The sequence below is a fragment of the Rhodococcus sp. JVH1 genome (assembly GCF_000280725.2).
GTDB lineage: Bacteria > Actinomycetota > Actinomycetes > Mycobacteriales > Mycobacteriaceae > Rhodococcus_F > Rhodococcus_F jostii_A.
Genome location: NZ_CP166289.1, coordinates 7,834,533 through 7,861,388, shown reverse-complemented (window position 1 = coordinate 7,861,388; position 26,856 = coordinate 7,834,533). Strand labels below are relative to the sequence as shown.

The window sequence follows — 26,856 nt, the reverse complement described above, 5'->3', positions numbered from 1 at the left end:
TATTCGGGCCCGCCCGTTACGCCACTGCAATGCATGGCGGGCCCGCCGCAACGAAAACGGGTCAATGCGCACTCAGATAGTCCTCGAGGACGGGCCCCACCACGGCCAGGACCTCGGGTTCGATCATCTGATTGTGCTCGCACTCGATCTTCACTTCCCGGATGCCGCCGGTGACGGAACTCCGCCACTCCTCCGGTGAATGCTGGTCCGTCGACGCCGATCCGGCGGCGGTGAAGAACAGCAGATCCCCGTCGAACACCTGCGGGCGGAAGTTGTTCATGATCCGCGACGAGTTGGTGAATCCGGCGCTGATCCGCTCCAGGTGCTGCGGGGTCAGTCCCGTCTTCTGCCCGAACGCGTCGTCCAGCAACTCGACTGCCCGCTCGTAGGTGAGTTCCTCCCCGGAGACGGACTCGAGGTCCAGTCCGAGCCCGTGGAGCAACTCGGGCACGGTGAGGCTCTCCGGGCCCTGGTCGGTCCCGTCGGTCACGTAGCTGTCCATGACGGCCAGCGTGTCGACCGCCTCCCCTTCCCGCCGCAGTTCGACGGCCATCGCGTGGGCGATGACGCCGCCGAGCGACCAGCCCAGCAGGTGGTAGGGCCCGTGCGCCTGGACCTTTCGCATCTCCAGCACGTACTGGTGCGCCAGCTGCTCGATCGACTCGAAGCTCGGGCCACCGCTGATGATCGGCAACTGCAGGCCGAACGCCGGCCGGTCCTGCGATAGGTGCTGCAGGAGACCCGCGTAACCCCACGACAGGCCGATCCCGGGATGGATGCAGAACAGGGGCGGCTTGTCCCCCGTCGGCCGCAATGGGATGACCACGCCGAGCGCCTCGTCCACCGGCGACCCGGCCGCGTTCTCCGTGTCGACCCGCAGCGCCAGGCCCGCGGGGGTCGGGTCCAGGAACATGGACTGCAACGGAATCTGCCGTCCGAGGCGTTCCTGCAGCACCGTGATCACCCGGGTGGCGACGATCGAGTTGCCGCCGAGGTCGAAGAAACTGTCGGCGGTGCCGACGCGGTCCACGCCCAGCACCTCGGCGAAGGCCTCGACGATGATCCGCTCGGTCGCCGTCGTCGGGGCCCGGAAGGCCGCGCCGGTGGTGCCGAACTCGGGCGCGGGCAGCGCCTTGCGGTCGAGTTTGCCGACCGGGGTCATCGGGATCTGATCGAGGACGACCACCGCGGACGGGACCATGTGCGCGGGCAGGCGGTCGGCCGCGTGGGTACGCAACTCCGCCGGCTCGAGATCGTGTCCCTCCGCCGCCCGCACGTACGACGCGAGGAGCGTGTCGCCGGACGGTCCGGTGTGACCGATGGTGGCGGCGAACGCGACCGCGGGGTGGCGGGCGAGGACGGCGTCGATCTCACCGAGTTCGATCCGGAAGCCGCGGACCTTCACCTGGAAGTCGGTGCGGCCGATGTACTCGATGGTGTGGTCGCCGCGCCAGCGCACCACGTCGCCGGTGCGGTACATCCGGCGACCGGGCTCGCCGAACGGGCAGGCGACGAACCGTTCCGACGTCAGCGCCGACCGGTTGTGGTACCCACGTGCCAGTCCGGGTCCGGTGATGTACAGCTCGCCGGGCACACCGACCGGGACCGGCTGCAGGCGCTCGTCGAGGACCAGCGAACCGAATCCCAGCGCGGGGGCGCCGATGTTCACGACCCCACCCGGACGCATCGGAGCACTGACGCTCGCCTGGATGGTCGTCTCCGTGGGCCCGTACCCGTTGTGCATGTTGCGGTGCTTACCCCAGATCTCCACCAGCTCCGGCGGGCAGGCCTCACCGGCCACCGCGAGGACGCGGAGCGATTCGAGTCCCACGTCCTCGATGGACGACAGCGCGGTGGGCGTGATGAACGCGTGCGTCACCGCGTTGCGCCGGAACAGGTCCGCCAGCTCCGTGCCACCGAAGACGGTGGGCGGCACGATCACGACCCGGGCCGACGCACCGAACGCCATCATCAGCTCGAAGATCGACGCGTCGAAGCTCGGGGACGCCAGATGCGAGACCCGGGACTCGTGCGTGACCTGGAACCGTTCGTGTTCCTCCGCGGTGAGATTGGCCATGCCGCGGTGAGTGACGATGACACCCTTCGGTTTACCGGTCGATCCCGACGTGTAGATCAGGTACGCCGGGTGGGCCAGATGGAGCGGGCGCGTGCGGTCGGCGTCGGTGACCGGCGACGAGGAGACGGCCGCGACCTGCTCGGCGAAGGACTCGTCGTCGAGCACCAGCCACGGCACGGTGTCCGGCAGGTTGTCGCGACGGCCGGCGACGGTCAGGCCGACGGACGCCCGGCAGTCGGTCAGCATGTAGTCGATGCGGTCCCGCGGGTAGGTCGGGTCGACGGGCACGAACGCCGCACCCGACTTCGCGACCGACCAGATCGACACGACTTCCTCGATCGATCGCGGCATTCCGATGGCCACGAACGTCTCCGGCCCGACTCCCTGGGCGCACAGCACCCGCGCCAGCCGGTTGGACCATTCGTCGAGTTCGCGGTAGGTGACCTGCCGGTCCTCGAAGGACAACGCCACCGAATCGGGGTCGAGTGCCGCGGCGGCCGTCAGCAGGTCGGGCCACACCTCGGGGCGCACGTCGGGCTTGCCGCGCGCCGGGACCATCTCCTCGATCTCCGCCTCGTCGAGCAGCGGGAGGGTGCCGATCGGCCGGTCCGGATCGGCGGTGACAGCCGCGAGGATCCGGACGAACCGGTCCGCGATCGAGCGTGCGGTCCCGCGGTCGAACAGGGAGACGGCGAAGTCGAGACCGCCGGCGACACCCGCAGGCGCGCCGTCCTGGTCGAACTGCTCGGCCAGGATCACCTCGAGGTCTTCTTTCACCACCTTGGTTTCGAGGTCCACGTTCTCGACCCGCAGATCCGGCAGTTCCAGCGTCGGGTTCTCGTTGTTCTGGAACTCGAGGGCCACCTGGAACAGGGGCGAGTACGACGTGGACCGGGTCGGGTTGAGCTCCTCGACGAGGCGCTCGAACGGCAGATCCGAGTGCTGGAACGCGGCCAGATCCGTTTCCCGGATCCGCTGCACCAGTTCGGTGAACGTCGACGCCGGGTCGATCCGGTTCCGCAGGACCAGGGTGTTGACGAACATGCCGACCATGTCGTCGAGGGCGGCTTCACCGCGCCCGGCGACGGGGGTGCCGATGACGACGTCGTCGGTGCTGCCGAGCCTCGACAGCAGCACCGCCAGCGCGGCGTGGACGGCCATGAACATGGTGGCGTTGTTGGCCCGGGCCAGTGCCGTGAGCCGCTGATGGAGGTCGGCGTCGATCGCGAACTCGACCCGATCACCCTCGAACGTCTGCTGGATCGGGCGCGGCCGGTCGGTCGGCAGCTGGATGACGTCCGGCACCCCGGCCAGGGTCTCGGACCAGAACCGCAACTGCTGGTTGATCATCGATTCGGGATCGTTCTCCGAGCCGAGTCCGGCATGCTGCCACAGCGTGTAGTCGGCGTACTGGACGTGCAGCGGATCCCACTGCGGGCCGTCGCCGCCGAGCCGTGACGTGTACGCCACCATGACGTCGCGGGCGAGCGGCGCGAGGGAGAATCCGTCCGCGCTGATGTGGTGCACCACGATCGTCAGCACGTGATGGTCGGGCGCGATCCGGAACAGGGCCGCCCGGACCGGCACGTCGGTGCTGACGTCGAACCCGCGGGACACCAGGTCCATGATGTGCCGCGGCAAGTCCTCCGCCGCCACCGAGACGGTGTCGACGCCCGGTTGCGCATCGGCGGCGGGCAGGATCCGCTGGGTCGGTTCGTTGTCGACCGTCGGGAAGACGGTGCGCAGCGTCTCGTGCCGTTCGAGGACGTCGGCCATCGCCAGCCGCAGGGCGTCCTCGTCCAGGGTTCCGGTCAGCCGGACGGCCAACGGAATGTTGTAGGCCGGTGAGGACGTGTCGAACTGGTTGAGGAACCACATCCGCTTCTGCGCCAGCGACAGCGGAATCCGGTCGGGCCGTTCGACCGGCGCGAGGGCCGGGCGGGCACCGCCGCTCACACTGTCGGCGACGCGTGCGGCCAGCGACCGGACGTCGGGCGCCTCGAACAGGGCGCGCACACCGATGTCGGTGTCGAGGGCGTCCCGCAACCGCGCCGTGACCCGGGTGGCGACCAGCGAGTTTCCACCGAGATCGAAGAAGTTGTCGTCGATGCCGATCCGTTCGATACCGAGGACATCGGCGAAGATGTCCACGATCTTGCGTTCGAGATCGTTGGTCGGCGGCTGGAACTCGGTGGTGGTGACGTGGAACTCGGGTGCGGGCAGCGCCGACCGGTCCAGTTTGCCCACCGGGGTCAACGGGATCTCGTCCAGGAACATGACGCTCGTCGGCACCATGTGCGCGGGGAGCCGGGTCGACAGGTGCGCGGTCAGTTCGGCCGGATCGACGCCGCCGGCCGTGTTGGGCAGCAGGTAGGTCACCAGCACCGTGTCACCGGACGGGCCGGGAACACCGAGGGTCGCGGCGAAGCTGACCCCGGGGAACGTGGCGATCTCGTTGTCGATCTCGCCGAGTTCGATGCGGAAACCGCGGATCTTCACCTGGAAGTCGCTGCGGCCCACGTACTCGACGGTGTGGTCGGCGCGCCACCGGACGATGTCGCCGGTGCGGTACATCCGCTCCCCCGCCTCCCCGAACGGGTTGGCGACGAACCGCTGGCTGCTCAGTTCCGGGCGCCGGTGGTAGCCGCGGGCGAGCCCGGCACCGGTGATGTACAGCTCGCCGGGAACTCCGACGGGCACCGGCTGGAGACGTGAATCCAGCACGAGCTCACCGACGCCGCGGATCGGGCCGCCGAGGGTGATGGGGTCGCCCACCGTCATCGGGTCGCTGATGTTGGCCATCACCGTGGTCTCGGTGGGGCCGTACGCGTTGGACAGTTGCCGGCCGGGCGCCCAGCGGGTCACCAGTTCCGGCGGGCACGCCTCGCCGCCGAACACGACGTGCTGGAATTCGTCGAGCCCCGTCGGGTCGACCGTGGACAGCGCCGCGGTGGTGACGAACGCGTGGGTGACGTGTTCGGACCTGATCAGTTCGGCCAGTTCCGCTCCGCCGTACACCGTCGGCGGTGCGATCACCATCGTGGCACCGACCCCGAAGGCCTGCAGGTACTCGAACACCGACCCGTCGAAGCTGGGCGTCGAGAAGTGCAGGGTCCGGGACGTCTGCGCCGCGGCGAAACGCTGCCGCTGGTCCTCGGCGAAGTTGTCGAGGCCCTCGTGGGTGACCACGACGCCCTTCGGCTTCCCCGTCGAACCGGAGGTGTAGACGATGTAGGCGGCGTTGTCGAGGCTTATCGGCGACCGTCGATCCGAATCGGCCACCGGCAGAGCCGGTTTCGACTGGCAGGCCTTCTCGAACTTGGGCGAGTCGAGCTGCAGCCACGGCACCGAGTCGGGCAGCGCCTTCTCGTACGCGGCCATGGTCAGTCCGATGGTGGCACCCGAATCGGTGAGCATGTGCTCGATGCGGTCCATCGGGTAGTTCGGGTCGACGGGGACGAATGCGGCGCCCGTCTTGGCCACTGCCCACACGGCGAGGACCGACTCGATCGATCGGGGAATGCCGAGCGCCACGAACGTCTCCGGGCCGGCGCCGCGGGAGATGAGCACCCGGGCGAGCTGGTTGGAGCGTTCGTTGAGTTCCCGGTAGGAGACGTTGCGGCCTTCGAACGTCAGCGCCGTGCGGTTCGGATCCAGGGCGGCCGCGTCCTCGAAGATCTGCGGCAGCGTCCGGACGGAGAACCCGGGGCGGCCGCGCACCGGCGCGAACTCGGCGAGTTCGGCCTCGGTGAGCAGTTGCATGTGGGCGAGCGGAATCTCGGGCCGGTCCGCGAGGGCGTCGAGCACCCGCTGCAGCCGGTCCGCGATCTCGTCGACCGCACTTTCCTCGAAGACCTCGGGGAGGTACTCGAACTTGAAGTTCAGCCGCGCGTCCCCGGAGGCGACGACGGCGAGCGGGTAGTGCGCGGAGTCCTTGCCGTCGATGCCGGTGACGAACATCCCGGCGATGTCGGTCTGTTCCGTCAGCCCCGCCTCGTCCACCGGGTACGACTCGAACACGGTCAGCGTGTCGAAGGCGCCGCCGCCGCCGACCGCCGACTGGATGTCGGTCAGACCCACGTAGTGGTGATCGAGCAGTGCGGCCTGTTCGCTCTGCACACGTTCGAGCAGCTCGCCCAGCGACTCCCACGGGTCGAGGGTCACCCGCACCGGCAGGGTGTTGATGAACAGACCCACCATCGATTCGATGCCCGCGATCTGCGGCGGCCGGCCCGAAACCGTCCCACCGAACACCACGTCGGAGCGGCCGACCAAGCCGCCCAGCACGATTCCCCACGCCGTCTGGACGACGGTGTTGAGGGTGAGCCCGCGTTCCCGGCTCAGGTCCCGCAACCGGGTGGTCTGCTCCTCCGACAGCGTGAAGGCGGTTTCCTCCGCCACGGCGGAGTGCGCTTCACCCCGCTCCAGCGGCGCGAGGAGGGTCGGCTCCTCGACACCGTCGAGCGCGGTGCGCCAGGCGTCGAGGGAGTCCGTGGTGTCGTGCCGCTTCATCCACGACAGGTAGTCGCGGTAGGAGTGGACCCGGGGCAGCAGGCTGCCGTCGGCGTCCAACGCGTACAGCGTCAGCAGGTCGCGAATGACCAGCGGAGTCGACCAGCCGTCGAGCAGGATGTGGTGGTTGGTCAGGATCAGCCGGTAGTCCTCCTCGGTGAGCCGGACGAGGGCAAGCCGCAGCAGCGGCGCGTTCGCCATGTCGAACTTCACCGACCGGTCCCGTGCCACGATCCGGTCGTATTCGCGGGTGGTCTCGTCCGGGTCGAGTGCCGAGAGGTCGAACTCCGACCACGGCAGTTCCACGTGCTGCTGGATGATTTGCGCGGAGGCGCCCGCGCTGTCGTGGACGAACGCGGCCCGCAGGTTGGGGTGCCGGTCCAGCAGGGCCTGCCCGGCCCGGCGGATCCGGTCCGGGTCGATGTTGCCGCGCAGTTTCAGCGCCAGCTGCACCAGGTACGGGTCGACCGAGGCGTCCGAGAACTGGGCGTGGAACAGCAGCCCGGACTGCAGCGGTGACAGCGACCAGATGTCCGACAGCGCCGGGAACCGGGCCTCGAGCCGGTCGATCGCGTCCTGGTCGAGGGTGACCAGGTCCAGATCGGACGGGGTCACACCGCCGGCGTCGGGCCGCGCGACGTGGGTGGTCAGCGCGGTCAGCGCCTGCACCCACAGGTCGGCGAGTGCGCGGACCTCGGACGGGGTGAGGACCCCGGTCGGGAACGCCCAGGTGGCCCGCAGCCGGTTGCCGTCGGCCCCGGTGCCGGTGACGGCATTGATGTCGAGCGCCGACGCCACCGGGATGTCGGAGGCGGGGATGTCGTCGAGCTTCGTGTCCGTCACCGGAACCCAGGCGTGACCGTGGATGTCGGTGGACGTCGCGCCGCCCAGCCGGCCCAGGTAGTTGAACGTGACCTGCGGCTTCGCCAGCGCCCGCAGCTGATCCGCGCTCTCCGGGTCCAGGTAGCGGAGCATGCCGTAGCCGATGCCGTGGTCCGGAATGGCCAGCAGCTGTTCCTTGATCGCCTTGACCGCGGACCCGGCGGCCTTGCCACCGGCGAACGCGTCGTCGAGGTCGATCCCCGACAGGTCCAGGCGCACCGGGAACATCGCCGTGAACCAGCCGACGGTGCGGCCCAGATCGGCGCCCGGCAGCACCTGGTCCTCGCGGCCGTGGCCTTCGAGACTGACCAGCGATTCGCGCGTGAAGTCGCCGTGGGTGCGCCGCCACTGGGCCAGCGCCAGCGCCAGCGCGGTGAGCAGCCCGTCGTTGACGCCGCCGTGGAACGCCTCGGGGACACGGGTGAGCAGGGCGTCCGTGACGTCGGCGGGCACCTCCACGGTGACCTTCTCGACGGTCCCGGCCACGTCGATCGCCGCGTCGAGCGGACGCGATCCGATGAGCGGGTCGTCGGCCTCGAGCACCCGCCGCCACAGTTCGATCTCGCCGGCGCGTTCGCGCGTCGCCTCGACGAGGCCGTGCGACCAGCGCCGCATCGACGTGCCGACCGGTTCGAGGGTCGGTTCCTGACCCGCGGAGACCTGCGCCCACGCGGTCGCCAGGTCGGGGACGAGGATCCGCCACGACACACCGTCGACCACCAGGTGGTGGGCCACGACCAGCAGCCGCCCGCCCTGATCGCCCGCGTCGAACCACACCATCTGCAGCATGACCCCGGCCTCGGGGTCCAGTCGTCCTGCCGCGGCGTCGAGTTCACGGGTCGCGACCTCCGCGAACCCGGAACCGACCACCGACGCGACCTCGACGCGGTGCAGCACGTCGTCGACGTCGACCGCGCCCACGGCCTGCACCTCGATCCGCCACTGCGGCTCGGCGCCGAGGAGACGGGCCCGCAGCATGTCGTGGTGATCCACGACGGCCGCGATCGTGCGCTTCAGCAACGTCTCGTCGGCCGCGGCGGGCAGGGAGAGCAGCGCGGTCTGGGTGTAGCGGCGGAAGTCGCCGCCGCGTTCGAGCAGCCACGCGGTGATCGGGGTGACCGGCATCTCGCCGATCCCGCCGCCCGGCAGTTCGTCGAGGACGACGACGTCGGCGGTACCCGCCCAGGAGGCGGCCTCGGCCAGCGCGGCAACGGTTTTGGCCTCGAACACGTCCCGCGGGGTGAGCACCACACCGGCGGCCTTCGCCCGGGCCACCAACTGGATCGACATGATGCTGTCGCCGCCGAGCGCGAAGAACGAGTCGTCCACACCCACCGATTCCAGACCGAGCACCTCGGCGAACAGACCGGCGAGGACGGTTTCCATCTCCGTGGCCGGGGCGCGGCCCGCCGACACCCGGGCCCCGAAGTCGGGTTCCGGCAGCGCGCGGCGGTCGAGTTTGCCGTTGCTCGTCAACGGCAGCGCGTCCAGCACCACGAGGGTGGCGGGCACCATGTACGAGGTGAGCTGGGTACCCACGAATTCGAGCGCCGACGACACCTCGACGGTTGCGCCGGATTCCGGAACCACGTAGCCGATCAGCCGGTGACCGCCGTGCCCGTCGTCGCGGGTGAGGACGACGGCCTGGGCGATGCCGCGGTACCGGAGCAGCGCGGATTCGATCTCGCCGAGTTCGATGCGGAAACCGCGGATCTTGACCTGGAAGTCGCTGCGGCCCAGGTACTCGAGCTGGCCGTCGGTGTTCCAGCGCGCCAGGTCGCCCGTGCGGTACATCCGGGCCCCGGGACGGAGCGGGTCGGCCACGAACCGGGTCGAACTGAGCCCGGCCCGGCCGAGGTAGCCGCGGGTCACCTGGTCACCGGAGACGTACATTTCCCCGATGGTGCCCGGGGGAACCGGGTGCAGGCGCCGGTCGAGGACGTGGACGTGCAGCCCGGCGATTCCGCGGCCGATCACACTGGCCGACGCGGACTCGGCGAATTCGCGGTCGAGCGCGAGGTAGCTGACGTGGACCGTCGTCTCGGTGATGCCGTACATGTTCACCAGCGTCGGGGCGGAGTCGTCGTGCCGCGAGTACCAGCGGCCGAGCTGTCCGAGGTCGAGAGCCTCACCACCGAAGATCACGTACCGCAGCGCGAGCGCCGCCGCGTTCACGTCGATCTCCGAGACGATTCGGTCGGTCTCGGCGAGCTGATAGAACGCGGTCGGGGTCTGGTTGAGGACGGTGACCTGCTCGTTCCGCAGGAGTTCGTGGAACATTTCCGGCGACCGCGCCGTGTAGTAGTCGACGACGACGAGTCGGCCGCCGTAGAGCAGCGGACCCCACAGCTCCCACACGGAGAAGTCGAACGCGTACGAGTGGAACATCGTCCACACGTCGTTCTCGTCGAACCCGTAGAGCGGCTGCGTGTTCGCGAACAGTGTCAGCACGTTGCGGTGCGAGACGACCACGCCCTTGGGACGGCCCGTCGACCCGGAGGTGTAGATGACGTACGCCACCGACGAGGAGTCGAGCGGCGTCACCCGGTCGGCGTCGGCGATCGTCGCCGGCGACTGCTGCGCGAGGTCGGCGGTGGTCTCGGGGTCGTCGAGCAGGATCGCCGGGGTCTCCGAATCCGGCAGGGCGGAGACGTCTCCCGTGGTGGTGATGACACAGTTCGGTGCGGCGTCCTCGAACACGAACGCCAGCCGGTCCGCCGGGTAGGTGATGTCGACGGGCAGGTAGCCGCCGCCGGTTTTGATCACCGCCAGCAGGGCGATGATCAGATCGCAGGTGCGTGGAAGTGCCACGGCCACCAGCGTTTCCGGCCCCACTCCCTGGGCGATGAGCAGGCGGGCCAGCCGGTTCGACCGGGCGTCGAGCTCCGCGTACGTCAGTGCCACGTCCTCCGACGTCACGGCCGTGGCGTCGGGGAACCGGGCCACGCTCTGCGCGAACCGGTCCGCGAGGGTGTCGGTGCCCGCGTCGAATCCGGCGGTGTTCCATTCGGTCGCCATCGCCGACCGCTCGGCGGCATCGGTGATCACGATGTCCCCGACCGGGGCCAGCGGGTCGGAGGTGACGGCGCCGAGGATGCGCAGGAACCGGTCGGCGAACGTCCGGACGGTGCCGGCGTCGAACAGATCGGTGGCAAAGATGAACGACGCGGCGATACCCGACGCCACCCCGTCCGCGTCGAATCCTTCCTCGACACTGAGCTGCAGGTCGAACTTGGCGACCTCGAGATCGAAATCGACGGCGGCCGCGGTCAGTTCCGGGAGCTCGAGCCGCGGTGTCTCGTTGTTCCGGAACTCGAGCAGCGCCTGGAACAGCGGCGAGTGCGCGGTGGAGCGCTCCGGCGCGAGAACGTCGACGAGCCGCTCGAACGGCAGGTCCGAATGGTGGAACGCGGCCAGGTCGGTGGACCGGACCTGATCCATCAGGGCGCCGAAACCTGCCGCCGGGTCGACGGCGCTCCGCAGCACCAGGGTGTTGACGAACATGCCGACCATGTCGTCGAGCGCCGCGTCACCGCGGCCGGCGATGGGTGTGCCGACCGCGATGTCCTCGGTGGACGAGAGCGCGGACAGCAGCACCGACAGGGCCGCGTGGACGGCCATGAACATGGTGGAGTTGTGCTTGCGCGCCAACGCCGCCAGCGCCCGGTGCACGTCCGCCGGAATCGTGAAGTCGACCTGCGCACCGCGGAACGACTGCTGGACCGGCCGCGCCCGGTCGGTGGGCAACTGCAGGAGTTCGGGCAGGTCGGCCAGCTGATCGGTCCAGTACCGGAGTTGCTGGGAGATCAGCGATTCGGCGTCGCTCTCGTCGCCCAGCAGTTGGAGCTGCCACAGGGTGTAGTCGGCGTACTGCACCGACAGCGGGTTCCACTGTGGTGCGCTTCCCGCGATGCGGGCGGCGTACGCGGTCATGACGTCCCGGGCGAGCGGGGTGAGCGAGAACCCGTCGGCGCAGATGTGGTGCACCACGATGACGAGCACGTGGTCGTCGGGGGCGAGTGCGAACAGCGCCGACCGCATCGGCACGTCGGCCGTCACGTCGAAGCCTGCCGTCGCGAGACCGGCGATGTGCTCCCTCAGTTCGTCCTCGGACACCTCGACGATCTCGAGGTTCGGCGTCCACTGACCCGGTGAGAGGACCACCTGGGTCGGTTCGCCGTCGTGGGACGGGAACACGGTCCGCAACGATTCGTGGCGGACGAACACGTCCGTCACCGCCGCGCGCAGCGACTCCACGTCCAGGTGACCGGTCAGCCGCACGGCAAGGGGGATGTTGTAGGCCGCCGACGACGTGTCGAACTGGTTGAGGAACCACATCCTCTTCTGCGCCAGGGACACCGGCACGTGCGCGGGCCGCGGCATCGGGCCGAGCGGGATCCGGACGTGGGCGCCGTCCTGCGCGGGTGCGAATGCCGTCGACTCGATGAGGCGGGCCAGTTGATGGATCGTCGGCGCCTCGAACAGGGTGCGGACGCCGATGTCGGTGTCCAGTTCGGCGGTCAGGCGTGCGGCGACACGGGTGGCGATCAGCGAGTTTCCGCCGATGTCGAAGAAGTTGTCGTCGATGCCGACTCGTTCGATGCCCAGGACCGTGGTGATGACGTCGGCGATCGTGTGTTCGAGGACCGTCGAGGGCGGCCGGAAGTCGTCCGACGTGGGCAGGAACTGCGGTTCGGGCAGCGCCGCCCGATCGAGCTTGCCGACGGGGGTGAGCGGGATCTCGTCCAGGATCATGATGCTCGACGGCACCATGTGTGCGGGCAGCAGGTTCGCCGTCCACTCCTTCAGTTCCGGCGGTTCGAGTGCCGACTCGGCCTCCGGCAGCACGTAGGACACGAGCACGGTGTCGCCGGCGGGACCGGGGCGCCCGAGGGTGACGGCGAACGCCACGGACGGGTGCGCGGCGAGTGCGCTGTCGATGTCGCCGAGCTCGATGCGGAAGCCGCGGATCTTCACCTGGAAGTCGGTGCGGCCCAGGTATTCGACCGTGTGATCGGACCGCCACCGCGCGAGGTCGCCGGTGCGGTACATCCGGTCGCCCGGCTGGCCGTAGGGGTTGGCGACGAACCGCTCGCTGGTCAGCCCGGCGCGTGCATGATAGCCGCGGGCCAGGCCCTCACCGGAGATGTAGAGCTCGCCGGCGACGCCGACGGAGACCGGTTGCAGCCGCGAGTCGAGAATCACCTCGGAGACGCCGCGGACGGGGGCACCGATGGTGACCGTCTCCCCCACCTGCAGGTGGTCGCTGAGGTTGCTCATGATGGTGGTCTCGGTGGGACCGTAGCCGTTGTACATGGTGCGGCCCGGCGCCCAGCGGGTCACCAGTTCCGGCGGGACGGCCTCGCCGCCGGCGACCACGTTCTGGAACACCTCGAGCCCCTCGGGGTCCACCGAGGCCAGGGCCGCGGGGGTGACGAACCCGTGGGTGACGCCCTCGGTGCGGATCAACTCCGCGAGTTCCTCGCCGCCGTACACGGACGGCGGCACGATCACCATGGTCGCGCCGACGGCGAACGACAGCAGGTATTCGAGGACCGAGGCGTCGAAGCTCGGTGAGGAGAAGTGCAACGCCCGCGACGTGGAATCCGTCGCATAGCGGGTCCGCTGCTCCTCGGCGAAATTGTCGAGACCGCGGTGGCTGACCACCACGCCCTTCGGCTTGCCGGTCGAGCCGGACGTGTAGATGACGTACGCCGGGTGTGCGAACCGCAGGGGCGCGACGCGGTCGTCGTCGGTGACGGTGTCGGTGGACATGGCCCGGATGGCCGTCGCGGTCTCGGTGTCGTCCAGGGTCAGCCACCTGACCGTGTCGGGGAGCCGGCCGTGGTCGGCCTCCAGGCGGAGACCGAACGTGCACCCGGAATCCGTGACCATGTGCTCGACCCGCTCACGCGGGTAGGTCGGATCGACCGGAACGAACGCCGCGCCGGTCTTGGTGATCGACCAGACCGCCAGGACCGATTCGATGGACCGTGAGATACCCAGGGCCACGATGTCTTCCGGGCCGACGCCGCGGTCGATGAGCAGACGCGCGAGCTGGTTGGACCGTTCGTCGAGTTCCCGGTAGGACATCCGGCGGTCCCCGAACACGAGTGCGGTCGCGTCACCCGCCGCGGCGGCCGTCTCGGCGAACATCTGCGGCAGTGTCCGCACGGAGCGGCCGGGCAGGCCGCGGGCCGGAACCAGTTCGGCCTCCTCGACGTCGGTGAGCAGCCGCAGCTGCGCCAGTTTCATCCCGGGGTGCTCGGCGAGCGCGATCAGCGCCCGGACGATCCGGTCGCCGATCCGCTCCACGTCGGCCCGGTCGAACAGCTCCTCGACGTACTCGAGCTTCAGCTGCAGGTTCTCGTGCGCCGAGGCGATCAGCGCCAGCGGGTAGTGGGCGGCGTTCGCGCTGTCGTGCACGTCGAGGACGTGCATGCCGGCGATGTCGGTCTGGTCGGTCAGCCCCTCCCGATCGACGGGATACGACTCGAACACGGTCAGCGTGTCGAAACCGGCACCGGGACCGGCCACCGACTGGATGTCCGTCAATCCGACGTAGTGGTGGTCGAGCAGCGCAGCTTGCTCGCCCTGGATGCGTTCGAGCAACTCCCCCAGCGTTTCCCGCGGGTCGAGAACCACGCGCACCGGCAGGGTGTTGATGAACAGGCCCACCATCGACTCGATCCCCGCGATCTGCGGAGGCCGACCGGACACCGTCCCACCGAAGACCACATCGGAGCGGCCGACCAAGCCGCCCAGCACGATTCCCCACGCGGTGCGGATCAGGGTGCTGAGGGTCAGGCCGTGCTCGCGTGCGAGCACACTCAGCTGATCGGTGCGGTCGACGTCGAGTTCGACGAGCAGTTCGCTGGACTGTGTGTCGCTCTGCACCGACGCGTCGGCAGGCGCGAGCAGCGTCGGCTCCTCCACCCCGGCGAGGGCGCGCTGCCACACACCGAGGGAGTCCTCGGTGCTGCGGTGCGACATCCACGCGAGGTAGTCGCGGTACGGGTGCACCCGCGGCAGCGCCGTGGCGTCACCCTCCGTGGCGTACAGGGTCAGGAGGTCGCGGATCAGCAGCGGCATCGACCAGCCGTCGAGCAGGATGTGGTGGTTTGTGATGATCAGGCGCTGCTCGTCCCCTCCGATCTGGATCAGCATGAACCGCAACAGCGGCGGGGTGGCCATGTCGAACCCGCGACGCCGGTCGGCGTCGAGGAGTCGCCCGATCTCGGCCTCGCGGCTCTCCGCGTCCAGCCCGGACAGGTCGATCTCCGTCCAGGGCAGCTCCGCGGACCCGTGGATCGCCTGGACCGGGGTGCCGCCCTCGTCGTAGACGAACGACGCGCGCAGGTTCGCGTGTCGGTCGAGCAGGGCCTGCCCGGCCACCCGCATGCGGGACGGCACGGCACCGCGCAGTTCGAGAGTCACCTGCACCGTGTACGAGTCGATCGTCTGATCGGCCAGCAGTGCGTGGAACAGCAGTCCGGACTGCAGCGGCGACAGCGACCAGATGTCGGACAGCGCCGGGAAGCGCGATTCGATGCGGTCGATGGCGTCCTGGTCGAGGCTGACCAGTTCGAGGTCGGACGGTGTCACGCCGCCGGCGTCGGGGCGGGCCGCGTACGTCGTGAGCGCGGTGAGCGCCCGGACCCACAGTTCGGCGAGTTCCCGGACCTCGGCGACGGTCAGGACACCGGCCGCGTACGCCCAGGTGGCGCGCAGCTGAGGCCGGTCCTCCACCTCGGTGGTGACCGCGTTGACGTCGATGGCCGAGGTGACCGGGGTGTCGAGGTCCTGCGCACGGTCCATGTCGACTTCACCGGTCGGCGTCCAGCCGGCGCGGGTGGCCGCCTCGGACAGGTCGGCGGCGAAGCGTCCCAGGTAGTTGAAACTGATCTGCGGCAGCGAACGGGCCGCGAGCAGCGGGGCGGTGTCGGCGTTGAGGTACCGCAGCATGCCGTAACCCATGCCGTGGTCCGGGATCGCGAGGAGTTGTTCCTTGATCGCCTTGATCGCGGAGCCGGCGGCCTTGCCGCCGTCGAACGCATCGTCGAGGTCGATGCCCGACAGGTCGAGACGCACCGGGAACATGGCCGTGAACCAGCCGACGGTGCGGCCCAGATCGGCGCCCGGCACGACCTGGTCTTCACGGCCGTGACCCTCGAGGCTCACCAGGGTCCCGTCGACGGACCTGCCGTGCAGGGTGTGGCCGCGGGTGCGCCGCCACTGGGTGACCGCCATCGCCAGCGCGGTGAGCAGTCCGTCGTTCACGCTGCCGTGGATGGCCTCCGGCAGGGCCGTGAGGACGGCCTCGCTGACCTCGGCGGGCAGCTGCACCGTGACGCGGCCGACGGTCGCGTTGACGTCGATGTCGGGGTCGAGCGGGCGGCTGCCGACGAGCGGGTCCTCGCAGTCGAGGATGCGCTGCCACAGGTCCAGTTCGCCTGCCCGGCTCGCGGCCTCGTCGACCAGTCCGTGCGCCCACCGGCGCATGGACGTGCCGACCTGTTCGAGAACCGGTTCCTGGCCTGCCGAGATCTGCGCCCAGGCGGTCGCGAGGTCGGGGACGAGGATGCGCCACGACACACCGTCGACGACGAGGTGATGCGCGACGACGAGCAGGCGGCCGCCGGATTCCCCGGCATCGAACCACACCACCTGCACCATGACACCGGCCGCGGGATCGAGCCGGTCCAGCGCGGCGTCGAGTTCCGCGATCACCGTCGCCGCGAATGCCCGGGTTCCCGGGGCGGTGGACACGGGGACCCGGCGGATCAGGTCCTGGGCGTCGACCTCGCCGACCGGGCGGACGGCGAGGTGCGAGTCCTCGGCGGAGACGATCAGCTGCGCGCGCAGCATGTCGTGCCGGTCGAGTACGGCCTGGAACGTGGCGCTCAGGGGTTCGAGTTCGCGCAGGTTCGGCGGTGCGGTCAGCAGCGCCGACTGCGACATGCGGTTGAACTCGCCGCCCCGTTCGAGCAGCCACTTCGTGATCGGGGTGGTCGGCATGTCGCCGACTCCGCCACCGGGCAGTTCGTCGAGGACGACGACGTCGGCGGCACCCACCCACGACGCCACCGCGGCGAGACCGGCAACGGTCTTGGCCTCGAACACGTCCCGCGGGGTCAGCACCACACCCGCCGCCTTCGCGCGGGCCACCAACTGGATCGACATGATGCTGTCGCCGCCGAGGGCGAAGAACGAGTCCTCGACACCGGCCGATTCCAGACCGAGGACCTCGGCGAACAGTCCGGCGAGCACCTCCTCCATCTCCGACACCGGCGCGCGGCCGGTCGACACCCGGGCGCCGAAGTCGGGTTCGGGCAGCGCACGGCGATCCAGCTTGCCTGCGGGGGTGAGTGGCAACTCGTCGAGGACGATCAGCGCGGACGGCACCATGTACGGGGCGAGGAATCCGCCGACGAATTCGAGGACGGCCTCCGGGTCGAGTTCCGCGCCCGCCGTGGGGACGAGGTACCCGACGAGCCGGTTCGCTCCGGTGCTGCCCCTGTGCGCGGACACCACCGAACGGGCGACCCCCGGGTAACGCGTGAGGGCGGTCTCGATCTCGCCGAGTTCGATGCGGAAACCGCGGATCTTCACCTGGAAGTCGCTGCGGCCCAGGTACTCGAGCTGGCCGGCACCGTTCCAGCGCGCCAGGTCGCCGGTCCGGTACATGCGGGCCCCGAGACCCCCGTACGGGTTGGCGACGAAACGCTCCGCCGTCGTTCCCGCCCGGTCCTTGTAGCCGCGGGCCAGACCGGAACCGCTGACGTACAGTTCGCCGGTCACCCCGTTGGGCACCGGGTGCAGGCGTGAATCGAGCACCATCTCCCCGGTTCCCATCGGCGGACGGCCGATGGTGACGCCCTCACCGGGAATCATCGGTCCCGTCACGCTCGACACGACCGTCGCCTCGGTGGGGCCGTAGGCGTTGAACATCCGCCTGCCCCCGGTCACCCACTGCGCCACCAGCTCCGGCGGGCACACGTCGCCACCGGTGGCGACGCACTCGAGCTGGTCGAGACCCACGGGGTCCACGGACGCCATGGCCGCCGGGGTGATGAACGCGTGCGTGACCCGGCCTTCCCGGAGCACGTCGGCGAGTTCGGTGCCGCCGATGACGGACGCCGGAGCGATCACCATGGTCGCGCCGGAGCCGACCGCGAGCAACAGTTCCAGGATCGACGCGTCGAAGCTCGGCGACGAGAAGTGCAGCGTGCGCGACCGCGGGGTGACCCCGAAGCGGACGCGTTCGTCGGTGGCGAAGTTCGCCAGGCCGCGGTGGGTGACGACGACACCCTTCGGGGTGCCGGTGGACCCGGACGTATAGATCAGGTAGGCCGGATTCTCCAGCGCGAGCGGGTGTGTCCGGTCGGCGTCGGTGACGACCGCGGCGGAGTGCGCGCTCACCTCGTCGTCGAATCCGGGTGCGTCGACCACGACGTAGGACGTGCAGTCCGGCAGCGTGGGACGGAACTCGGCGACGGTGAGCGCGAGCGCCGCACCGGAGTCGCTGAGCATGTGGACGATCCGGTCGGTCGGGTAGTTCGGGTCGACCGGGACGAACGCGGCACCGGTCTTGGCGACCGCCCACAGCGACAACACCGACTCCGGCGAGCGCGCCAACGCCAGCGCCACCACCGATTCCGGGCCGATGCCACGCCCGATCAGCAAGCGGGCGAGCCGGTTCGACCGCTCGTCGAGATCGCGGTACGTCACCTCACGGCCCTCGTAGGACAGCGCGGCCGCCTTGGGGTCCACGGAGGCCGCGGCCGCGAGCAGTTCGGGCAGGGTCCGAGGTTCGGCGTCGGGTCCGTCCATCACCGGGGTGAGCGCCGCACGTTCGGACGCCACCATCAGGTCGATGTCACCGACGGCCATCCCCGGCTCGGACGTCACCGCGTCGAAGATCCGCTGCAGGTAGTCGGCGAAGCCGGCGATCGTGGACGCGTCGAACAGGCTCGACGCGTACGTGAAGGCCGCGGAGATCCCCGCCGGCTCCCCCGACGCCCCGAATTCCTCGGTGAGGGTGAGTTGCAGGTCGAAGTTGGAGATGTCGGTGGCCAGGTCGAGGCCGGTGACGGTCAACCCGGGCAGCTCCAGCCGCGGGCGCTCGTTGTTGCGGAACTCGAGCACCACCTGGAACAGCGGCGAATGCGACGTCGCGCGTTCGGGTGAGATCGCGTCGACCAGCCGCTCGAACGGCAGATCCGCGTGGTGGAAGGCGTTCAGGTCGGTGTCGCGGACCGTGGACAGCAGGTCGGTGAACGTGCCGGCCGGCTCGACCGGGGTGCGCAGCACCAGGGTGTTGACGAACATGCCGACCATGTCGTCCAGGGCGGCGTCGCCACGACCGGCGATGGGCGTGCCCACCGACACGTCGTCCGTGTCGCCCAGCCGGGCCAGCAGCACGGCGAGCGCCGCGTGCACGGCCATGAACACACTCGAATTGTGTTCGCGGGCAGTCGTGATCAACCGGCTGTGCACCTGCGGGTCGATGCTGAACGAGTGGATCCCGCCGCGCATCGACTGCTGCGTCGGCCGGGGGTGGTCCGTCGGCAGCGCGAGGAGTTCCGGAAGCCCGGCGAGCGTGTGCGTCCAGTAGTCGAGCTGCGCGGCCAGCAGGCTGTCGGGGTCGTCGGCGTTGCCGAGCACCCGGTGCTGCCAGAGCGCGAAGTCGGCGTACTGCACCGGCAGCGGCGTCCAGTCCGGTGCCTGTCCCCCGGTGCGGGCCGCGTAGGCGGTCATCACGTCCCGGGCGAGCGGGGCCATGGAGAAGCCGTCGGCGCTGATGTGGTGGACGACGATCACGAGCACGTGCTCGCCGGGATCGGTACGGAACAGGGCGGCGCGCACCGGCACCGACACGGTGACGTCGAACCCGGCGCCCGCCAGTCGCGAGATGTGCTCGGGCAGTTCCGCTTCCGTCGTCGCTATCGGCGACAGGTCGGGCACCACGTCCTCGGTCGGCAGGATCACCTGGACGGGTTCGCCCTCCACCATCGGGAACCGGGTGCGCAGCGACTCGTGCCGGTCCATCACGTCGGCGACGGCGTCCTGCATCGCGTCCTCGTCGAGGTCGCCCGTCAACCGCACCGCGAGGGCGATGTTGTAGGCCGGGGAGTCGAGGTCGAACTGGTTGATGAACCACATGCGCTTCTGCGCCAGCGAGACCGGCAGTCGATCGGGGCGCGCCCCGGCCACCAGCGGCGGCCGTTCGGCGCCCTGCACGGCCTCGGATTCGATCCGGGTGGCCAGCGTCGCGACGGTCGGGGCGTCGAAGATCTCCCTGACCCCGATCCGGCTGCCCAGCGCGGCGTTCACCCGCGCGACCAGCCGGGTGGCCACCAGTGAGTTGCCGCCGAGGTCGAAGAAGCTGTCGTACACACCGATCCGGGGCGCGTCGAGCAGATCCGCGAAGATCGACGCGAGGATTTCCTCGATCGGGTTCCGCGGAGTGACGAATTCGGCGGACGGGCTGAGGAACTCCGGCTCGGGCAGGGCACCCCGGTCCAGCTTGCCGGTGGCGCCGAGCGGGAACCGGTCGAGCACGATGATCCGGGTCGGCACCATGTAGGCGGGCAGCGCCTCCGCCGCCGCGTCGCGCACGACGGCGGTGTCGATGTCGGCGCCGGCCACGGGAATCACGTAGCCGACGAGGCTTTCGCCGGTGGCCTCGCTGCGGTGCACGGTCACGACCGCCTGCGCCACCGACGGGTGTGCCAGCACCGCCGCCTCGACCTCGCCGAGTTCGATGCGCTGACCGCGGAGCTTGACCTGGAAGTCGCGGCGGCCGATGTACTCGATGCTGCCGTCGGCACGCCAGCGGACGACGTCGCCGGTGCGGTACATCCGCTGTCCCGGCGCGCCGAACGGGTTCGCCACGAACCGGTCGGACGTCAGATCGCTGCGGCCGACGTAGCCGCGGGCCAGCTGGATGCCGGCCAGGTACAGCTCGCCGTGCACCCCGACCGGCACGGGGTGCAGCCGGGAGTCGAGGACGTACACCTGCGTGTTCCACACGGGTGCCCCGATCGGGACCGAGGCCCGGTCGCCTTCCGTGCACTCCCAGTAGGTGACGTCGACCGCCGCTTCCGTCGGGCCGTACAGGTTGTGCAGCGCCGCGGACCCGAATTCCCGGAACGCATCGGCGGTGGCGGGCGGGAGCGCCTCACCACTGCAGAACACCTGGCGGAGCGAACCGCACAGTTCCGGTTCGGCGCCCGCCGTGAACACCGCGAGCATCGACGGCACGAAGTGCATGGTGGTGACCTGGTGGTCGGCGATGATGTGGGACAGGTAGGTCGGGTCGCGGTGACCGTCCGGCGCGGCGAGGACGAGTCGAGCACCGACCTCGAGGGGCCAGAACAGTTCCCACACGGACACGTCGAACGTGACGGGCGTCTTCTGCAGCACGACGTCTGTGTGGTCCATCCGGTACGTGTCCTGCATCCACAGCAACCGGTTCACGATCGCGCGGTGGCTGACGGCGACCCCCTTGGGCCTGCCGGTCGATCCGGAGGTGTAGATCACGTAGGCGGTCGAATCGGGGTGGATCGGACCGCCCCGCTCGGCGGCGGTGATCGGGGTGCTCGGCCGCCGGGACAGGTTCAGGGTGTCGATCTCGATCACCGCCGCACCCGCCGCGCTGTCGACGCCCTCGCACCGGTCGCGGGAGGAGGTGAGAACGCATGCGGGCTCGGCACTCTCGATCACGTAGGCGATTCGCGAGGCGGGGTGGTCGGGGTCGAGCGGAACGTACGCTGCCCCGGTCTTCTCGACCGCGTAGATCGCGATCATCAGCTCGAGTGAACGGCGCAGGGCGACGGCGACCCGGGATTCGGGTCCGACGCCGCGGGCGAGGAGTTCGCGTGCCAGCCGGTTGGCGCGGGCATCGAATTCCGCGTACAGCAGTTCCTCTTCGGCGAACACGACGGCCACGGCGTCCGGGGTCCGGGCCACCTGCGCCTCGAACAGGCTGACCAGGGTCGCCGAGTCCGGCACGGCGACATCGGTGTCGATCCACTGCTCGAGCATCCGGTGGGTCTCGTCCGCGCCGATCAGGTCGATGTCGCCGACCTTCGCATCCGAACCGGCGGTGATGGTCTCGAGCAGGGTGACGAAGCGTTCGGCCAGCGCCGTCATCGTCGGCGGGTCGAACAATTCCGACGCGTACGAGAATTGGACGTCGAGCGCACCCGGGGCGCCGGATTCCTCGGTGTGCTCGGTGAGGATGACCTGCAGGTCGAACTTCGCGGCGCCGGTCTCGAGCGCCTCGACCTCCACGTCGAGCCCGGGCAGCTCGAGCCGCGTGTTCGCGAATCCCTGCAGCACCAGCATCACCTGGAACAGCGGTGAATGTGCCTCGGAGCGGGTCGGCTTCAGTTCGTCGACGAGCCGCTCGTACGGCAGATCGGTGTTGCTGAACGCCGCCAGATCCACGGAGCGGGTGTGCGAGAGGATCTCGGGGAAGCTGCGATCGGGGTCGACGGTGGTGCGCAGGACGACGGTGTTGACGAACATGCCGACGACGTCGTCGAGTTGGCGCTCCCCTCGACCGGAGACCGGGGATCCGATCGACACGTCGGATGATCCGCTCGACCGGGACAGCAGGACCGCGAGGGCGGCGTGCACCACCATGAACAGGCTGGCGTCGTTGGCGCCCGCGATCTCGAGCAGGGCGGCGTGGATGCGCGCCGGGATCGAGAAGTCGGCGGTGGCGCCGATCATCGACTGCCGGGCCGGGCGCGGCCGGTCGGTCGGCAGATCCATGACCTCGGGGGCGCCGTCGAGGGTGCGGGCCCAGAACGCCAGCTGGCGTGCGAGGAGGCTCGTCGGATCGTCGGGGGAACCGAGCAGCTCGCGCTGCCACACCGCGAAATCGGCGTACTGCACCTCGAGCGGTGCCCACTGCGGCGTGTCGCCTGCGGCACGGGCGTGGTAGGCCACCATCACGTCCCGGGTCAGCGGTGTCATCGACAGGCCGTCGGCGGCGATGTGGTGCACCACGAACACCAGCACGTGATCGTCGGTCGCGGTGCGGTAGAGCTCCGCCCGGATCGGCGGTTCGACGGTGACGTCGAAACCGGTTGCGGCGTCGGCGATCAGGCGGGATTCGAGCTCGTTCTCGGCCACCTCGACCGCGTCGAGGTGCGGGCTCACCTCCGCGACCGGCAGAACCACCTGAATGGGACCGTTGGGGGTGTTCGGGAACACCGTCCGCAGCGACTCGTGCCGGGTGAGGACGTCACTCACCGCGGTCCGCAGCGCCTCCACGTCGAGCGTGCCGCGCAGCCGGATACCGACGGGAATGTTGTATGCGGGCGAGGCGGTGTCGAGCTGGTTGATGAACCACATCCGCTGCTGCGCCAGCGACACCTGCACCGGGCCGGACCCGGCCCGCGGCGCGAGCACGGGGCGGGCGGAGGTGCGGGGCCCGAGAGCGTCGACGCGGGCACTGAGCAACGCGACGCTGGGCGCCTCGAACAGATCGAGCACCCCGATCTCCGTGCTGAGGGCCGCGTTGACCCGGGACACCACGCGGGTCGCGACGAGGGAGTCGCCGCCCAGGTCGAAGAAGCTGTCGTCGACGCCGATGCGTTCGACTCGCAGAAGCGCCGCGAACACCTCCGCGATCTGCATCTCGGTCGGGGTCACCGGCGCCCGGTAGACGGTGGAGGTGGCCTCGAACTGCGGTTCCGGCAACGCCTTCCGGTCGAGTTTGCCCGCCGGGGTCAGCGGGACCTCGCGGAGCACCATCACCCGGGCGGGCACCATGTGCGCGGGCAGCGCGGCCGCGGCGTGCTCGAGGATGTCGCCGACGACGATGTCCGTCCCGTCCTCGGGGAGCACGTACGTCACCAGCACCGTGTCGCCAGACGGTGCGGTCCGTCCGACCGTGGTCGCGAACGCCACACTCGGGTGCGAGCGGACGACGGCGTCGATCTCGCCGAGTTCGATGCGGAACCCGCGGATCTTCACCTGGAAGTCGGTGCGGCCCAGGTATTCCAGCTGTCCGGCAGCGTTCCACCGCGCCAGGTCTCCGGTGCGGTACATCCGCTCGCCGGGCGCCCCGTGGGGGTCGGCGACGAACCGTTCGGCGGTCGGGATCGACCGATTGTGGTACCCGCGTGCCACACCGTCGCCGGTGATGTACAGCTCGCCGGGGACCCCTCTCGGAACGGGGTGCAACCGCGAATCGAGCACCAGCAGACCGCAACCACGGGACGGACGGCCGATCGTCACCGGTTCGCCGACCGTCAACGGTCCGGCCACGCTCGCGACGACGGTGGCCTCGGTCGGGCCGTATGCGTTGAACATGACCCGCCCCGGCGCCCACTGCGCCACCAGCGCAGGAGGACAGCTCTCACCACCGGTGACGACGCACCGGATGTGGTCGAGGCCGGTGGGATCGACGGATGCCAGCGCGGCGGGGGTCACGAACGCGTGCGTCACCCGTTCCCGACTCAGCAGGTCCGCGAGTTCGGTACCGCCGTACACCGTCGACGGCGCCACCACCATCGTGGCGCCGGCACCCACCGCGAGAAGCAGTTCCAGGATGGACGCGTCGAAACTCGGTGACGAGAAGTGCAGGGTGCGGGATCCCGCGGTGACGGCGAACCGCTGCCGCTCGTCCTCGGCGAAATTGGCCAGGCCGACGTGGGTGACGACGACACCCTTGGGTGTGCCGGTGGAACCGGACGTGTAGATCAGGTAGGCCGGGTCCGCGGTCCGCAGCGGCCGGAGGCGGTCGGCATCGGCGACCGTGCCGGCTGCGTGCTGCGCCAGGTCCCGGCCGAACGACGCGTCGTCCATCACGAGCCACGGCGTGGTCTCCGGCAGCGACGACCGGTGCGCCGCCACGGTGAGACCGACGACCGCACCGGAATCGGTGAGCATGTGTTCGATGCGATCGGCCGGATAGTTCGGGTCGACCGGGACGAACGCGGCCCCGGACTTCGCGACCGCCCAGGTGGCCAGCACCGACTCGATCGACCGCGCGATCGCCAGCGCCACAACCGAACCCGGCCCCACCCCGTGCCCGATCAGCATGCGGGCGAGACGGTCCGACTGCGCGTCGAGTTCGGGGTAGGTCAGGGTGCGTCCCTGATAGACGAGAGCGTCCCCGTCGCCGCCCGCCTCCACGGCGCGCGCGAGCAACGTGGGAAGCGTGCGGGGCTCGACCGAGGGTTCGTCGCGGACCGGCGCGAGTTCCGCGTATTCGACCTGCTCGAGGAGGTCGACGTCCCCGATCGGTGCGGTGGGTTCCGCCGTCACCGTCTGCAGGATCCGGACGAAGCGCGCGGCCAGGGCCTCCGCGCTGGCGCGGTCCCAGACGTCCGTCGCGAACCGCAACCGGCCGTTGATGCCGCCCGACTCCGATTCGGTGAGGGAGAACACGAGATCCAGACCCAGGGCCCGGTGTTCGCGCTGGATCGGGCTGACTGTCACGTTGCCCGACGAGTCGTGCGGATGCCCACCGTCGGTGAACTCGAGCATCACCTGGAACAGCGGTGTGTGCGAGGGATCGGATTCGGCTCCCAGGGCGGCGACGAGGTCGTCGAAGGGCAGCGCCGCATGCGTGAAGGCGGCCCGGTCGGCGTCCCGGACCCGGCTCAGGTGGTCGACGAACGACGATGCGGTGTCCACCTGCGACCGCAGGACGGTCTTGTTGAAGAATGCTCCGGCTTCCGGGTCGTCGGAGTCGGCCGCCTCCCGCCCGACGATCGGCGTTCCGATCACGACGTCGTCGGTGTCGCCCAGCCGGCCCAGTAGAACGGCCAGCGCGGCGTGCAGCGCGGTGAAGATCCCGGTGCCCGCCTCCTCGGCAAGCAGTGCCGCGCGGCGCTGTACCTCGGCGTCGACGGCGAACCCGACGACCTCACCGGCCCCCGCCCGCTCGGCCGGGCGCGGCCGGTCCAGCGGCAGTGCCGCCACCTCCGGCAGGCCCGCCAACTCCCGCTTCCAGAACGCGAGCTGGGCCTCCCGCTCGAGGAACCGCGCACCGAGGCGGGCACTCTCGGCGTGAATGTCGGCGGTCCGCGTCTGCGGCTCGGCAGTGACGAACTCCTCGACGAGCTCCACGAACCTGCGGTGGTGGGCGCGCAACTCCTCCGAGCCGTACCGGTTGGGGTTGCCGCGGAAATCGAGGAGCGTCTGCCCGTCACCGCTCTGATAGATGTTGACCAGCAGGTCGTCCACCGGGCCCGACGTCACGATGTGGTATTCGCCCGTGACCGTCCCCAGCGTGAACGCCTGGTGGAACAGCATGACGTTCACCATCGGGCCGGCGAGGCCCTCCGCGGTGCCGGCGAGCCCGGCATCGCGGCGGATGTCCTCGAGGCTGCACCGCTGATGGCGCAGCGCACCCATCAATTCGAGCTGCGTTCGCTGCACGAGCTCGGCCACCGTGTCTTCCGGGCGGACGGTGATCCGCAGCGGGGCGACGTTGACGAGCATGCCACCGGACCGCTGCAACGGCGCCGTGGTGCGCGCCGACACCGGCAGGTTGATGAGCACGTCCCGCTTGCCCGTCATCCGGGACAGATAGCACGCGAACCCGGCGAGCAGCACGGCCGCCGACGTGGCGCCGACCCGCTGATCCGATTCACCGAGGAAGCCCAGTGCGGTGTCGGAGATCTTCGCGCTCTCGAGCCGGCTCTTCGCCGCCGCGGGGGCGTCGTGGGTGGCGAGCGTCGATCCGTGCTCGATGCCGACAATGCGTTCGGCCCAGTACAACCGGTCGTTCTCGAATCGGCTCGACGCCCGGTACTTCTGGTCCAGCTCGTAGAGGTCGCGCAGATCCAGCGCACGGTTCGGTTCCGGTTCGGTGCCCTCGACCGTCGCGGTGTACAGCGCCGCGATCCGGTTCACCATGGTCATACCGCTGTACCCGTCGAGCGCGACGTGGTGAATTCTGGTGTACCACAAGTAGTGCTGCTCACCGACCTGGAGAACGGTCATCTCGACGAGCCGGTCCCGGGTGAGCCGGAGCGGTGTCGCGTAATCCTCGTCGATCCACACCTGCGCGGCACCCATCGGGTCGGACTCGCCCCGGAAGTCGAGGAAGCCGATCGACGGGTCGATGCTGAAATCGACCGCCTGGTAAGGCTCCCCGTCGACGTCCAGCAGTCGCAGGAACGGCGACTGGAACTCCTGACCCGCCCGGACCGCCGCATCGCTCAACAGGTCCAGGTCGATCTCGCCCCGCAACTCGATGTACTGGGCGATGAACTTGGGAACCGTGGGGCTCAGTTGTTGGGCAAACCACATGCTGCGTTGCACCGAGGAGAGCGGGAAGGCCCCTTCGGGAACGGTCACATCTTCGGCGCCGTTATTCGGCTGCGGCGAATTCACACTCGTCATCTCGTTCC

General features: G+C 69.8%; 1 protein-coding gene. It reads right to left on the bottom strand.

Annotation, left to right across the window (positions count from 1 at the left end; genetic code table 11):
• Positions 1-61: 61 nt before the first annotated feature.
• Positions 62-26,848, bottom strand: coding sequence for a non-ribosomal peptide synthase/polyketide synthase (locus JVH1_RS36755; protein ID WP_043777421.1), 26,787 nt, complete (start codon positions 26,846-26,848; stop codon positions 62-64).
• Positions 26,849-26,856: the final 8 nt, after the last annotated feature.